We start from the raw sequence: 14,082 nt of genomic DNA on the forward strand, positions 1-14,082 counted from the left end.
CCGGCTCACTCGGCGGCGGCTTTCGTGTCCCACGCCGTCATCGCCGCGCGCAGGTTCGCCGCGATCCGGTCGAGGAAGGCGTGGGTGTTCAGCCAGGGCTGCTGCGGGCCGATCAGCACCGCGAGGTCCTTGGTCATGTAGCCAGCTTCGACGGTCTCGATGCATACGCGCTCGAGCGTCTCGGCGAACCGCATCACCTCCGGCGTGTCGTCGAACTTGCCGCGGTAGTAGAGCCCGCGCGTCCAGGCGAAGATGGAGGCGATCGGGTTGGTCGAGGTCTCTCGCCCGGCTTGGTATTCCCGATAGTGGCGGGTCACCGTGCCGTGCGCGGCCTCTGACTCGACGCACTTGCCATCGGGAGTGAGCAGCACCGAGGTCATCAGCCCAAGGCTGCCGAAGCCCTGCGCCACGACGTCGGACTCGACGTCGCCGTCGTAGTTCTTGCAGGCCCACACGTAGCCACCGCGCCACTTCAGCATGCAGGCGACCATGTCGTCGATCAGGCGGTGCTCGTAGATGAGGCCTCGGCGGTCGAACTCCTCCTTGAACTCGGCGTCGAAGATCTCCTGGAACACATCCTTGAACAGCCCGTCATAGGCCTTGAGGATGGTGTTCTTGGTCGAGAGGTAGACGGGCATGTTGCGCATCAGCCCGTAGTTGAAGCAGGCGCGCGCGAAGCCCTCGATCGAGGCGCGGGTGTTGTGCATCCCCAAGGCCACGCCGGGGCCCTTCATGTCGATCACCTCCATCGCCAGCCCCGGCGTGCCGTCGTGCGGCGTCCAGGTGATCGTCACCGTGCCGGGGCCGGGGATGCGGAACTCGGCCGCGCGGTAGATGTCGCCGTAGGCGTGGCGGCCGACGATGATCGGCTTGTCCCAGTGCGGCACCAGGCGGGGAACGTTGCGGCAGATGATCGGTTCGCGGAAGATCGTGCCGTCGAGGATGTTGCGGATGGTGCCGTTCGGGCTCTTCCACATCTTCTTCAGCCCGAACTCCTTCACCCGCGCCTCGTCGGGGGTGATGGTGGCGCATTTCACGCCCACACCGTATTCGCGCGTCGCATGGGCCGCCTCGACCGTGACCCGGTCGTCGGTGGCGTCGCGGTTCTGGATCCCGAGATCGAAGTACTTCAGGTCGATGTCGAGGTAGGGAAGGATCAGCTTCTCCTTGATGAGCGCCCAGATCACGCGCGTCATCTCGTCGCCGTCCATCTCCACGATGGGGTTCTTCACGCGGATCTTGCTCATCGATCTGGTCCCCGATTGCTGCGGCAGCCTGCCACGATCGGCCGCAAGCCTTGCTAGGCTTCGCCCTGCGCCGGCACCTTATGGTCAAGATCGGGCGAGGACAACCGAAGCCGCCGCCGAGGAGGAGTGCAGGACGGTATGAACGGTCGCAGCGCGCGGTTCGGCATCGCCGCGGTCGGCGTCCTTCTCCTCGCCCTCGCCTGGGTGGCCGTCGTCCTGCATACCCTGCGCGATCGGGCCGAGAGCGAGGCGGCGAGGGCGGAGAGGGCGCGCCTCGCCGCCCTCGTGCTCGAAGATCACCTCAGACGGCAGCTCGTCCCGCTCGATGAGGCCGCAGCCCGCCTGGCCCGCGCGGCAGGCGGCCGGGCGGAGACGATCCCCCCCGCTGCGCTTGCCGCCGTCGCGGAGGCGGCGGGCCCGGCCCTGCGCGCGCTCGCGGTAATCGATGGCGACGGCCGCGTGCTCGCCTCCAACCTGGGCCTTCCCGGCACCCGCCTCACCGTCGACCTCGACGAAGTGGGGCGGAGTGTGCTGCTGTTCGATCCTGGGCGGGCGGTGGTCGGGCGCGTCGCCCCCAACCCCGTCACCGGCGAGGCCGCGCTGCCGATGGCGCGTCGCATCACGCGGGCCGGCGGCACGTTCGGCGGCCTCGTCGTCGCCTACCTCGATCCCGACGCCCTGTTGCGGCGCCTGCCGGACGCTGTCGCGACGGGAGAGAGCATGGCAGCGGTCATCCGCAGCGACGGCTGGCTGTTGGCCGCTTCCGGTGCCGCCCTCGGACCGATCGGCTCGCCGCTGACCCAGGACGGGCTCTACGACGCGCTTCGCGCCCGCGCCGAGGGCGTGGTGCCGCTCGAGGACGGGACTGCCGGCGGGGTGAGCCTCCTCGCCTTCCGCCATCTGCCGGAACTGCCGCTGATCGCTGCGGTTGCGGTCTCCCCTCGCACCGTGCTCGGCGGGCTGTCGCCGGCCGAGGCGCTCGGGGCGGCCTCAGCCGCCGTCCTCGCCCTGGGGCTGGTCGCGATGCTGGCGGGGCTCGCCACCCAGGCGCGACGGATGCAGGCCCGCGAGGCCGCGCTCGCCCAGGATCGCAAGGCGCTGGAGGAACGGAGCCTCGCGCTCGCCCGTGAGAAGCGGCTTGCCGACAGCAAGACCGAACTCCTTGAGACCACCCTCGCCGCCCTCGCCGACGGGGTGATCGTCGTCGATGGCAACCTTCGCCTCGTCACCTGGAACAATCGCGTGCCCGACCTGCTCGGGGTGCCGCCGCAGCTGCTGCAGGTCGGCGTGCGCTACGAGGAGATCCTGCGGGCCCTCGCCCGGGCGGGCGAGTTCGGCCCGGTTGCGCTGGAGAGCGAGGTGCGCCGACGCCTCGACGAGGCGCGGGCGGGAATCTCTGCGACCGAGGAGCGTCGTCGGCCGAACGGGCGAGTGATCGAGACCAGGAGCTCGCCCTTGCCCGCGGGCGGTTTCGTCGCCATCCTGCGCGACGTCACCGCCCGCCACGAGGCGGAGGAGCAGCTTCGGCGCGGGCGGGAGATGGCAGAGGCCGCCTCGGCGGCGAAATCCAACTTCGTCGCCATCGTCAGCCACGAGATCCGCACGCCGATGAACGCGATCATCGGCACGCTCGGCCTGCTTGCCGACACCGCGCTCGATGCCGAACAGAAGCGCTATGTCGAGACCGCGCGCGACAGTGCCGAGCACCTGCTCGACATCATCAACGACATTCTCGACCTCTCCAAGATCGAGGCCGGCCGGCTTGCGCTCGAGCCCGCCGACTTCGCCCTGGCACCCCTCGTCTCGGCCGTGGTCGACCTCTACCGTCCCGCCTGTCTCGCCGCCGGCATCGCGCTCGAGGTCGCGATCGAGCCCGGTGTGCCGCCGTTCGTGCGCAGCGACCCGGGGCGCATTCGCCAGATCCTGCTCAACTTGCTGTCGAACGCAGTCAAGCACACGCAAACGGGCGACATCCGGGTCGAGATCGGGCTTGCGGCGCCACCGCGACGCGGCGAACCCTGGCAGGTGCGGTTCGCGGTGGCGGATCGCGGCCCCGGCGTGCCGCCGGAACGCAAGGCGGAGCTCTTCGAGCCCTTCGCCGAGATGGAGCCGGCAGGGCAGCGCCGGCCCGGCGGCACTGGGCTGGGGCTTGCCATCTGCCGCCGCCTGGTTGAACTGCTCGGCGGCAGCATCGGCATCGCCGATCGCGCGGGCGGCGGGGCCGTCTTCTGGTTCGTCCTGCCGCTCGCCGAAGCGGCCTCCCGTCCCGACCAGCCGGCGGAGCCCTTGCCCCTGCCGCGCGCCCGGCGCGCCCGCGTGCTGATCGCCGAGGACAGCCCTGCCAACCAGCTCGTCGCAGCCACCTGGCTGCGCAAGGACGGCCATCACGTGGACGTGGTCGGCAATGGCCGGGAAGCGGTGGACGCGGTCGCCTCCCGTCCCTACGACATCGTGTTCATGGACCTGATGATGCCGGAGATGGACGGCCTCGCCGCCACGCGGGAGATCCGCCGGCTGCCGCCGCCTGCCGGCACGGTGCCGATCATCGCGCTGACCGCGAACGTGATGGCGGGGGATCGCGAGCGTTTCCTCGCCGCCGGCATGAGCGGCGTGCTCGCCAAGCCGGTGACGGGGCGGATGCTGAGCGAGGCGTTGCTCGCCGAACTCGGCCCGGCTGAGGCGGCCGAGCGCACCTCCCGGCCGGAGCCGACCACCCCCCTGCCCGCCGCGGCCGAGGTGATCGACCGTGCGCACCTCGCTGCGCTCGCGCGCGGTCTGACGCCGGAGACGCTGCGCGGGCTGCTCGAGGCCTGTGCCGAGGATGTACGCGCGCGCCTTGCCGCCCTGGAGGAAGCAGGCCAGCGCGGCGACCTCACGGCCGTTCGCCACGAGGCGCACGCCTTGCGCGGCAGTGCGGCCAACTACGGCTTGGTCGCGCTCGCCGCCGCCGCCGCCGCGGTCGAGCGGGCGGCGGGGCTTGACGATGCCGAGGCTGCGCTCGCCGGGCTGGCGCGCCTGCGCGCCGCCGCCGAGGCCGCCCTGGCGCGGCTCGCCGAGACCGCGCCGGCCGGGAGTGCGTGAGCGGTGACGGAACGACGCTCCCCTGCCACCCGCCACCCGGGAAGCGCGATCGCCGAGGCGCTCGATCGTGCGACCTACGCGGGCTACGCCGCCGGCTTCGCCGCCGCCCGCGACACCGCGGCAGCGCTTGCCGAGGCCGACGGGGCGACGGGTCTTGCCGAGCGCATCCGCGCCCTCGCGCCCCTGCCCGATCGCAACCGGCGAGCGCCAGGCCGCGCATGACGCGGCCCACGCCGATGCCGCCGCGGCGCGGCGAGGTGCTCGCCTGTCCCTTCTGCGACGAGGTGACCCAGCCCAACCGGCTGAGCGACGGGTCGGTCGTTTGTTCCTGCCCCGCCGCTCGTGCGCTGCCCGCCGAGGAGCGGGCCCTTGCGCCCGATCAAGGTACCGCACGAGCGCGGCGGTGACACTGCCCTCCCGTCCCTCGGCTCGGCAGTCCCGCCATGACCTCGCTTTCCGGCCCGCCTGAACCGCTCGCCGCCCCGTTCAGCCCCGCCGCGCAGGCGCCCTCGCCCGGCGAGGCGATGGAGCGGCTCGGTGACGCTTACGACCGCGTGCTGCGCGGCGCGGTCGCCCGCCTCACCGCCGGGGTGTCGCCGAAGGCGATCGCGCTCGCCTTCACCGATTGGTGGCTCCATCTCGCGGCCTCGCCCGGACGGCAGGCCATGCTCGGGGTGAAGGCGGCAACCAAGGCCGCGCGGCTCGCCACCTACGCCGCCCGCTGTTCGCTCGACCCCTCGGCCGAACCCTGCATCACGCCGCTGCCGAACGACTCGCGCTTCGCCCATCCTGGCTGGCAGATGCCGCCGTTCAGCCTCTACGCGCAGTCTTTCCTGCTCACCCAGCAGTGGTGGCATGTCGCCACCCACGGCGTGCGTGGCGTGTCGCGCCACCACGAGGAGGTCGTGTCCTTCGTCGTGCGCCAGATGCTCGACGTCGTCTCGCCCTCGAATTGGATCGTCACCAACCCGGAAATCCTTGAACGCACCCTGGCCGAGGGTGGACGCAACCTGTGGCGCGGGCTGCAGCACGCGGCGGAGGACGCGGCGCGCGAACTCGCCGGCCTTCCTCCCGTGGGTGCCGAGGCCTACCGTGTGGGCGAGACGATCGCCTGCACGCCCGGCCAGGTCATCTTCCGCAACCGACTGATCGAGCTGATCCAGTACGCGCCGACGACGGATCGGGTGCGGGCCGAACCGGTGCTGATCGTGCCGGCCTGGATCATGAAGTACTACATCTTGGATCTTTCGCCGCACAATTCGCTGATCCGCCACCTGGTGGCGCAGGGCTTCACCGTGTTCGCGATCTCCTGGAAGAACCCGGGGCCCGAGGATCGCGACCTCGGCATGGACGACTACCGCCGGCTCGGCGTGCTCGCCGCACTCGATGCGATCCGCACCGTCTGCGGCGCGGTGCGCGTGCACGCGCTCGGCTATTGCCTCGGCGGCACGCTCGCCGCCATCACCGCCGCCGCGATGGGGCGCGACGGCGACGACCGCCTCGCGACCCTCACCCTGCTCGCCGCGCAGACCGACTTCTCGCAGCCCGGCGAACTCGCCCTCTTCATCGACGAGAGCGAGGTCGCCTGGCTCGAGGACCAGATGGCGCTCACCGGCACCCTCGATGCCCGGCAGATGGCGGGCGCCTTCCGCATGCTGCGCTCGGCCGACCTGATCTGGTCGCGGCTCGTACGCGAGTACCTGCTCGGCGAACGCTCAGCCGTGACCGACCTGATGGCGTGGAACGCGGACGCCACGCGCATGCCTGCGCGCATGCACGGCGAGTACCTGCGCCACCTCTTCCTCGACAACGACTTCGCCGCGGGCCGTTGGATCGTCGACGACCGGCCCGTCTCCCCCAACGACATCCGCCCGCCCCTGTTCGTGGTCGGCACCGAAACGGATCACGTCTCGCCCTGGCGCAGCGTGTTCGCCATCCACCACCTCACCGAGGGCGAGGTGACGTTCGTGCTGACCAATGGCGGGCACAACGCCGGCATCGTTTCGCCGCCCGACCATCCGCGGCGGCGTTACCGCATTCGCACGCATCGGCCGGGCGAGTCTCATCTCGACCCCGATGCATGGCTGGCGGCTGCCGAGGCGCGCACCGGGTCCTGGTGGGGGGCCTGGTTCGACTGGCTCGCCGCCCACAACGGCGCGTGGGTGGCGCCGCGCGTGCCGGGCGAGGCGGGGCTGCCGGCGCTCTGCCCCGCCCCCGGCACCTACGTGCTGATGCGGTGAGCCGGCGCGCGCCGGCTCAAAGGTCCACACCCCAGGGCAGCGCGTGCCAGGCGAAGCCCTCGCCCTCGGCGGCGACGTGACCGACACCGGGGAAGGGGAAGTGGTAGGAGAGCACGAAAGTGCGCTCGCGCGCGATCTGCCGCAGCAGGCGAAGCCGCGTCTGCGCCGACTGCTTCGGGTCCGTATCAAAGGCGAATTCGATCAGCGGACGCCGCAGCATGATCACCTGGTGGTGCGCGAGGTCGCCGATGAACATCGCCACCCGGTTGCCCGACTGGATGGCGTAAGCCGTGTGCCCCACCGTATGTCCGGGTGCGGCGACCGCGACCACACCCGGCACCACCTCCTTGCCGTCCTCGGCGAAGGTGAGCCGGTCGCGCACGGGAAGAAGGTTTCGCCGCGCGCCCTGTACGAAAGTGCCGACCCAGCCGGCGGCGGAGGCGCGCGCCTCGTCCGTCCAGTAGTCGAAATCGGCCTTGCTGATGAACACCTGGGCGTTGGGGAAGTTCGGCTTGCCGTCGCCGCCGATGATGCCCCAGACGTGGTCGATGTGGCCGTGGCTGCACACCACGGCATCGATCTCCTCGGGGCGGATGCCGGCCGCGCGCAGGTTGGCGAGCAGCATTCCCGTGTTCGGGCCGAAGGGGCGCGTGTAGCCGACCCCGGTGTCGAACAGCACGAGCTGGCGGCCCGTGTTGAGGACGAAACAGTTCTGCGGCAGCACGAGCTTGTCGGTCGGCAGGAAATGCTCGCGCAGCAGCGCGGTGAGATCGTCCTTCGGGTGTCCGGGGAAGCCGCCCGCTGGGTCGCCGAGATCGAGATCGCCGTCGCCCACCACCGTGATCTCGAACTCGCCGAAGCGGAAGCGGTACCACTCGGGCGGGCGGAGGAAGGTGCGCGGAGCGGCGGCGGCGGTTTCGCGCCGCGTCGCCGCCAGCGCCGCCAGGGCCACGGCACCGCCGAACAGCCTCCGACGCGCCACAGACATCCCGTGTTCCCTCATCGCGTCCTCCCCGATCCGTCTCCTGTCGGTCACACCTTGTCGCGGCGTGTGCACGCAAGGGTAGCGCGCCAGCCCAGGACGCGCAACGAAACGACGGAAGCCTCAGCGACGCGCGGCGGCGAGCGCGATCTCGACCACCATGCGGCGCGCGATCAGCACGTCCGGCATGCCGGTGCTCTTGCAGGCGAGTTCGGCCGCGAACAGACGATCCGCCACCGCGGCCGCACGCTCGCCGCTCCAGCGGGAGAGCGCGCGGGCGAAATCCTGTTCGTGGCGAAAGAACACCGGCGGCTTGGCCCGGCGCGCGGCCTCCTTCGCCGGCAGGCGTGCGAGCCCCTCCGCGGCGGCGAGGGCGAGCCGCTGCAGGTGACGAAGCGCGGCGCGCAGCACGGCGACACTGCTGGCACCTTCGGCGACAGCAGCGGCGAGCGCGCGATCGGCGCGCGCCACATCGCCGGCGGTGGCGGCGAACAACGCATCCTCCACGCCGAGCCCGGCATGGTCTCCCACCACCGCTTCGCACGCCGCGACGTCCGCCCGGCCCCCCTCGCCGACATAGAGGGCGAGTTTCTCCAGTTCGCGGCGCGTGATGCCGCGATCCTCGCCGAGATGCTCGGCGAGCCAGGCAGCCGCGTCCGGCTCGGCCGACACGCCGAGCTCGCGCAAGGTGGCGCCGATGGATTGGGCGAGTTCCGCCCCGCGCTCCGGCCAGCAGGCGATGGCGACGACGTCGTTGCGGCGTTCGAACAGCGTGCGCAACTTCTCGCCGGCCTTGAGCGCGCCCGCCTCGACGAGGAGGAAGGAGTCGCCCGGCACATCGAGCGCGGCGGAAACCGCGGCGGCGAGCGCGTTGGTGGCCCCGCGCAGCCGCACGCAGCGCCGCCCCCCGGTCAGGCTGAGGGCGGCCATCTCGCCCGCGAGAAGGCCGGGGTCGGCAGAAGCCGCCTCGCGCGAAACGACACTGAGGCGAAATGGATCCTCCGTCGCACCGAGCACTGCGCGCACCAGCGCCTCGGCGCGATCGCGGATCAGCCCCTCGTCCTCGCCGTAGAGCAAAGCGCCGCGCGAGGCGCCCGGGTCGGCGAGGAAGGCGGCGAGCTGGCGGCCGTCGAGCTTCACGTGCTGCCCGCGCCGCGGGCGTAGAAGGCGGCGAGCTGGGCGACGATGTCCTCGGCGAGCCGCTCCGCCACCCGGGCCTCCGCCGCCTCGCCGGACAGCTGCGCGGCGAAGAATTCGTTCGGCACGATGTTGAACGCATCGACGGCGTAGGCGCGCCCCGCGAACACGGGATCGCCCGAGGGCAGCGGACGGAGCGTGAACTCGGCCGTCGCGTTCACCCGCTGGCGGGATGCCGTTTCGTCGCGCCGCACGCCGAGGAGCTCGCGCCGGATGGTCAGCGCCACCCGCAACTCGTGGCGCGGCGCGATCCCGGGACCGTTGCCGAGACGCTGGATGATGGCGTTGCGCAGGATCTGCCCCTGGCGGTCGGGGATGGTGGCGACCCGCGTGGCGGCGAGTGCGCGGGCGGTCGACGGCGCCTCGCCGCGCGGGCGGTCGTCGTAAAGCGGGCGGAAGCCGCAGCCCCCGAGGCCGAGCGCGGCCAAAACGATCAGCCTTCGGCCCGGCTCACAGGACGAAGTTGACGATCTTGCCCGGGACATGGATGCGCTTGCGGATCGGCCTGCCGGCGATGGCGCGGGCGACGTTGGGCTCGGCTTCGGCGGCGGCGAACACGCTGGCCTCGTCGGCGCCGACGGGGACCTCGATCGTGCCGCGCAGCTTGCCCATCACCTGCACTGCGATGGTGAGCGTCTCGGCGGCGGCGAGGGCCGGGTCGTGCTCCGGCCAGGGCTCGGTGGCGAGCATCGGCTCGCCCGGCGCGAGCAGCGACCAGCACTCCTCAGCCAAATGCGGGATCATCGGCGAAGCAAGCCGAATGAGCGCCTCGAGCGCTTCGCGGCGCGCCCACGAAAGCGAGGGGTCGCCCTGGTCCGCCTTCGCCTCCGCGATCGCGTTGGCGAGCTCGTGCAACCGCGCGACCGCGACGTTCATCGCGAAGCTCTCGAGGGCCTGGGTGACGGCGGCGATGGTGCGGTGGGTGGAGCGGCGCAGCGTACGGGCGGCATCGCTCATCGGCTCGGGCGGGGCGGTGCCACGCGGCGGCAGAGACGGGAGCGCGCCGGTGACCAGCGCCCACACGCGGCGGAGGAAGCGGTGCGCACCGGCCACCCCGGCTTCCGTCCACTCCATGTCGCGCTCGGGCGGGTTGTCGGAGAGGATGAACCAGCGCGCGGTGTCGGCCCCGAAACGGTCGATGATGGCGCCGGGGTCGACGGTGTTGCGCTTCGATTTGCTCATCGCCTCGACGGCGCCGACCGTCACCGGTTCGCCCGTTTCCTTGTGCACGGCCGTGCCGTCAGGCCGCTTCTCCACCTCCCACGGGTAGAGCCAACGCCCATCCGGCCCCTTGTAGGTCTCGTGCTTCACCATGCCTTGGGTGAAAAGGCCGGCGAAGGGTTCGCCGGAAGCGAGCCCCAAGTGCCCCGTGTCGCGCATCGCGCGGGTGAAGAAGCGCGAATAGAGAAGATGCAGGATCGCGTGCTCGATGCCGCCGATGTACTGATCGACGGGAAGCCAGGCATCGACCGCTTCGCGCTTCGTCGGTGTCGCCGCGTGCGGTGCGGTGAAGCGCGCGAAGTACCACGAGGAATCGACGAAGGTGTCCATGGTGTCGGTCTCGCGCCGCGCCGGCGCACCGCAGCGCGGGCAGGCGACATGCTTCCAGGTCGGGTGGTGGTCGAGCGGGTTGCCGGGGCGGGAGAGGTCGACGTCCTCGGGCAGGGTGACGGGAAGATCCGTCTTCGGCACCGGGACGATGCCGCAGGCTTCGCAGTGGATGACGGGGATCGGGCAGCCCCAGTAGCGCTGGCGAGAGATGCCCCAGTCCCTCAGCCGCCACTGCGTCACCCCCGTTCCACAGCCGTTCCGTTCCAGCTCCTCAATCACGCGGCGCTTGGCGGAGGCGACGTCCAGCCCATCGAGGAAGGCGGAGTTGATCAGCGTGCCGTCGCCGACGTAGGCCTCGTCACCGATGGCGAACGAGCCGGCGTCCGCTCCCGGCGGCAACACGACGGGGGTGACGGAGAGGCCGTAGGCGCGGGCGAAATCGAGGTCGCGCTGATCATGCGCGGGGCAGCCGAAGATCGCGCCCGTGCCGTACTCCATCAGCACGAAGTTGGCGATCCAGACCGGGAAGGTGCGGTCGAGGAACGGATGACGCACCAAAAGCCCCGTCTCGAAGCCGCGCTTCTCGGCGGTTTCGATCGCGACCTCGGTGGTGCCGAGGCGTCGGCACTCGGCGATGAACTCCGCCGCCTTCGCGTCCCGTTCGGCGACGGCGGCGGCGAGCGGATGGTCGGCCGAGATGGCGAGGAAGCTCATGCCGAACAACGTGTCGGGGCGCGTGGTGAAGACTTCGACCGCGTCGATGCCGCCGATCGGGGCGACGAGCGGGAAGCGCACGCGCGCCCCTTCGCTTCGCCCGATCCAGTTGCGCTGCATGGTGCGCACGCGCTCGGGCCAGCGGTCGAGGCGATCGAGGGCGGCGAGCAGGTCCTCGGCGTAGGCGGTGATTTTCAGAAACCATTGCGCGAGCTTGCGCCGTTCGACGGGGGCGCCGGAGCGCCAGCCGCGGCCGTCGATCACCTGCTCGTTGGCAAGCACCGTCTGATCGACCGGGTCCCAGTTGACGAAGGCCTCCTTGCGCTCGACGAGCCCCTTCTCCAGGAAGTCGAGGAACAGCGCCTGCTGGTGGCCGTAATAGGCGGGGTCGCAGGTGGCGAATTCGCGCGACCAGTCGAGCGAAAGCCCCATGCGCTTCAGTTCCGCCCGCATGGTGGCGATGTTGTCCCAAGTCCAGCGCGCGGGGTGGATGCCGCGCTCGCGCGCCGCGTTCTCCGCCGGCAGGCCGAAGGCGTCCCAGCCCATGGGGTGCAGCACGACGAAGCCGCGCGCGCGCTTGTAGCGGGCGACCACGTCGCCGAGCGTGTAGTTGCGCACGTGCCCCATGTGGATTCGCCCCGAGGGGTAGGGGAACATCTCGAGCACGTAGTATTTCGGCCGCGTGCCATCGGGCACGTCGGGGGCGGCGAAGCACGCCGCGTCCTCCCAGGCTTTCTGCCAGCGGGTTTCGATGGTGGCGGGGTCGTAGGCGCGGGGGGCGGGCGAGAGCTCGTTCATGCCCGTTGTGTTGGCGCGAAACCGCGCCCCGGTCCAGGGGCGGCGTCGCGGGTTCGGCGCGTGGTGGGGCGGGACGGGAAGGCTTGGTGGGTGGCGCGGAAGCAGCGGGGGCTCAGCGCCCGGCGAGCTGAGACTGCACGCGGAGTTCGCGGGCGCGGGCGAGGATCTTGTCCTCGAGCTGCGGGGCCATGTCGGCGGTCACCGGCACGTCGATCCACTGCCCGCGGGAGTTCACCTGGCGGAAGACGGAGACGCGGATGCCATCGGCCCTGAGTTGCCGGCCAAGGATGTAGGCGGTGACCTTGAAGCGTTCGTTGGGGGCTTCGGGCGGCGAGTACCAGTCGGTGATGATGACGCCGCCGAAGGGGTCGGCGGAGACGAGCGGCATGAAGGAGAGGGTGTCGAGCGTGCCGCGCCAGAGGAAGGCGTTGACGCCGAGTGCGCCCCCACCTTCGTCGCGGCGCGACCGGTCGGTGCCGAAGACGATCAAGCCGTCCCGTCCCGCAATCGAACCGCGCTCCGGCCCTCGGTTGAAGTCATCGTTGTACTCGCTCTCCTCGACGTACCGCCCCTGACCGCAGGCGGTCAGCGCGAGGACGGCAAACAGCGCGAGCCAAACCCTTCGCATGCCACGTGATCCTGCCTCAGGCGATCAGACCCCCTATGTCGCGCGCCGCGACCAGCGGGTCAACCGGTGGGCCTCGTGCGAACAGAACTCGTGCGAACAGAAAAAGGGCGGCGGATCGCTCCGCCGCCCCGACCTCCCAAGAGGATCCGACTCAGAAGCCGATGCCGACGCCAACCAGAACCACGTTGGCGGTCATCTTGTCCTGCGTCCCGACCTGGTAGTTGAAGAAGTCGCGGCCGCTCTCCCTCACGCGGCTGTAGAGGTACTCGGCGAACAGGGCAAGGCCGGGGCCAAGCGAGTAGGAGCCGCCGAGGCCGAAGCCACGCTCCCTCAGGTCGGCCGGGTTGCCCTGGTCGCCCTCGGTCTTCAGCTCGTGATAGGCGGCGCCGACCGTGAAGGCGCCGAAGGTGTAACGGGCGCCGATCTGCCAGCCGAACGCGCTGTCCTTCGTGCCGCCGGCAGCCGTGTCCTGCAGCGGGGCGAAGCTGCGCTGGTAGCGGCCGCCGTGCATCAAGCCGCCGACAGTAAAGCCGGCAAAGGTGACCTCGGCACCGCCGATCAGACCCCACGGGTTCTTGAAGGCGGTGGCGCCGTTGGTCGCGTCCGCCGTGCTGGCCATGCGGCCACCGAACGAGGCGGCGACGCCAACCCCGCCGAAGGTGCCGCGGTAGCGCAGCATGGCGTCGACGATATTGCGCACCTGATTGGCGTTGGTGCCGCCGCCGCCGACGCGCTCGATGCGATCGCAGTTGCGCATCGCGGCGTCGCCGCAGTCACCCAGGAAGCCCTTCTCCGACGGGGCGAAGGAGAGGCCGATGTCGAACCCGGCGAATTGCGGCGAGTAGTAGCCGATGGCCGTGCTGCGGTTGACGACGGAGGACGAATACCAGAAGTTGTTGGCCGCCAGGAAGCCACCGCCGGTGTAGAAGAAGTCTGACGCATCGCCATCGAGCAGCCCGGTCGCGATCGAGCCCATGATGTGGCCGACATGCATCTGCTCGACCGCCATCACGTTGCCGGAACCGAAGCGGAGCTGGCCGAGGGTCGGGGTGCCGACGAAGCCGGTGACACGGCGGAAGAACATGGTGGGTGAGCCACCGCCGGTCGCGGCCATACGGGCTTCGAGCCGGCCACCGTAGATCAGCCCGGCCTCATTGCGGCCGGAGAGGTCGAAACGCAGGCGGCCATAGGTGTTGAAGTCGTACTTCGCGAGCTTGTCGCCGTCCTGGTGGTTGAGAGTGGCCACATTGGCGCTGTCGCCGCTCTGGTCGACCCAGGCGCCATGGAAGCGGAAACGGCCCGAAACGGTCAGCGACAGCCCCGGCTGCGGGGTCTGCCCGGTGACTTGCGCCGCCTGGGCGTAGGCCGGCGCGGGGGTCGCGCCGTTCGCCACCAGGGCGGCGAAACCGGCCGCGGTGGCGAGGAGGATCTTGCGCATCCTGTCCATCCCTCTCTCGTGTTGCACAACGCCGGGTCGACCCGGCAGCCATCCCTCACGCGGGGTCGCTCACCACTCCCCCACGCGTCGGCCCCGCCCTCCCCCCGCACGCCGCACGCCATGCCGCACGGTGCGCATGACGGGACCAGGGGCCGGACCTCGCGGCGGATCATGCTCAACAGGGCGCGAGACTGTCCACGGGGTGC

At 71.0% G+C, this 14,082-nt stretch carries 10 protein-coding genes; 3 read left to right on the plus strand and 7 right to left on the minus strand.

All coding sequences use genetic code 11. From position 1 onward, the window contains the following. Positions 1 to 5: 5 nt before the first annotated feature. A complete protein-coding gene (locus DWB05_RS08345; protein ID WP_114376750.1) occupies positions 6 to 1,247 on the minus strand; it encodes an NADP-dependent isocitrate dehydrogenase in 1,242 nt (413 codons plus the stop codon). A gap of 138 nt (positions 1,248 to 1,385) precedes the next feature. On the opposite strand from DWB05_RS08345, the gene DWB05_RS08350 reads away from it, so the two are divergent. From DWB05_RS08350 to DWB05_RS08365, 3 genes are all read left to right on the plus strand, one after another. Next, positions 1,386 to 4,328, plus strand: a complete 2,943-nt coding sequence (locus DWB05_RS08350) for a PAS-domain containing protein (RefSeq protein ID WP_114376751.1) — start codon at positions 1,386 to 1,388, stop codon at positions 4,326 to 4,328. Between the two features lie 3 nt (positions 4,329 to 4,331). Further along, positions 4,332 to 4,550: a hypothetical protein gene (locus tag DWB05_RS08355; RefSeq protein WP_114376752.1), complete on the plus strand. Its 219-nt coding sequence runs from the start codon at positions 4,332 to 4,334 to the stop codon at positions 4,548 to 4,550. Between the two features lie 221 nt (positions 4,551 to 4,771). Beyond that, positions 4,772 to 6,568 (plus strand): PHA/PHB synthase family protein, encoded by a 1,797-nt coding sequence (locus DWB05_RS08365; RefSeq protein WP_114376754.1) that lies wholly within the window; start codon positions 4,772 to 4,774, stop codon positions 6,566 to 6,568. Between the two features lie 16 nt (positions 6,569 to 6,584). On the opposite strand, the gene DWB05_RS08370 is transcribed toward DWB05_RS08365, so the two are convergent. The 6 genes from DWB05_RS08370 to DWB05_RS08395 all read right to left on the minus strand — a co-directional run bounded on the left by DWB05_RS08370 (position 6,585) and on the right by DWB05_RS08395 (position 13,876). Further along, positions 6,585 to 7,556, minus strand: coding sequence for an MBL fold metallo-hydrolase (locus tag DWB05_RS08370; RefSeq protein WP_232818470.1), 972 nt, complete (start codon positions 7,554 to 7,556; stop codon positions 6,585 to 6,587). A 117-nt stretch (positions 7,557 to 7,673) separates the two neighbouring features. Next, on the minus strand, positions 7,674 to 8,690 hold the full coding sequence (gene holA / locus DWB05_RS08375; protein WP_114376756.1) for a DNA polymerase III subunit delta: 1,017 nt from the start codon (positions 8,688 to 8,690) through the stop codon (positions 7,674 to 7,676). Further along, complete coding sequence (lptE, locus tag DWB05_RS08380; protein ID WP_157967134.1) at positions 8,687 to 9,175, minus strand: LPS assembly lipoprotein LptE; 489 nt, start codon at positions 9,173 to 9,175, stop codon at positions 8,687 to 8,689. Before lptE ends, holA begins: the two co-directional genes overlap by 4 nt. A 22-nt stretch (positions 9,176 to 9,197) precedes the next feature. Continuing rightward, on the minus strand, positions 9,198 to 11,810 hold the full coding sequence (leuS, locus tag DWB05_RS08385) for a leucine--tRNA ligase (RefSeq protein ID WP_114376758.1): 2,613 nt from the start codon (positions 11,808 to 11,810) through the stop codon (positions 9,198 to 9,200). A 112-nt stretch (positions 11,811 to 11,922) separates the two neighbouring features. Beyond that, positions 11,923 to 12,438, minus strand: a complete 516-nt coding sequence (locus DWB05_RS08390; RefSeq protein ID WP_114376759.1) for a DUF3576 domain-containing protein — start codon at positions 12,436 to 12,438, stop codon at positions 11,923 to 11,925. A gap of 151 nt (positions 12,439 to 12,589) precedes the next feature. Further along, on the minus strand, positions 12,590 to 13,876 hold the full coding sequence (locus tag DWB05_RS08395; protein ID WP_157967135.1) for a porin: 1,287 nt from the start codon (positions 13,874 to 13,876) through the stop codon (positions 12,590 to 12,592). Positions 13,877 to 14,082: the final 206 nt, after the last annotated feature.

The sequence above is a fragment of the Elioraea thermophila (ex Habib et al. 2022) genome (assembly GCF_003336755.1).
GTDB classification, from domain to species: domain Bacteria; phylum Pseudomonadota; class Alphaproteobacteria; order Acetobacterales; family Acetobacteraceae; genus Elioraea; species Elioraea thermophila.

Excerpts from the sequence above, each read along its gene's own strand:
- DWB05_RS08345 (WP_114376750.1), bottom strand. The coding sequence starts at position 1,247 with ATGAGCAAGATCCGCGTGAAGAACCCCATCGTGGAGATGGACGGCGAC.
- leuS (WP_114376758.1), bottom strand. The coding sequence starts at position 11,810 with ATGAACGAGCTCTCGCCCGCCCCCCGCGCCTACGACCCCGCCACCATC.
- DWB05_RS08370 (WP_232818470.1), bottom strand. The coding sequence starts at position 7,556 with ATGTCTGTGGCGCGTCGGAGGCTGTTCGGCGGTGCCGTGGCCCTGGCG.
- DWB05_RS08395 (WP_157967135.1), bottom strand. The coding sequence starts at position 13,876 with ATGCGCAAGATCCTCCTCGCCACCGCGGCCGGTTTCGCCGCCCTGGTG.
- DWB05_RS08390 (WP_114376759.1), bottom strand. The coding sequence starts at position 12,438 with ATGCGAAGGGTTTGGCTCGCGCTGTTTGCCGTCCTCGCGCTGACCGCC.
- DWB05_RS08365 (WP_114376754.1), top strand. The coding sequence starts at position 4,772 with ATGACCTCGCTTTCCGGCCCGCCTGAACCGCTCGCCGCCCCGTTCAGC.
- DWB05_RS08350 (WP_114376751.1), top strand. The coding sequence starts at position 1,386 with ATGAACGGTCGCAGCGCGCGGTTCGGCATCGCCGCGGTCGGCGTCCTT.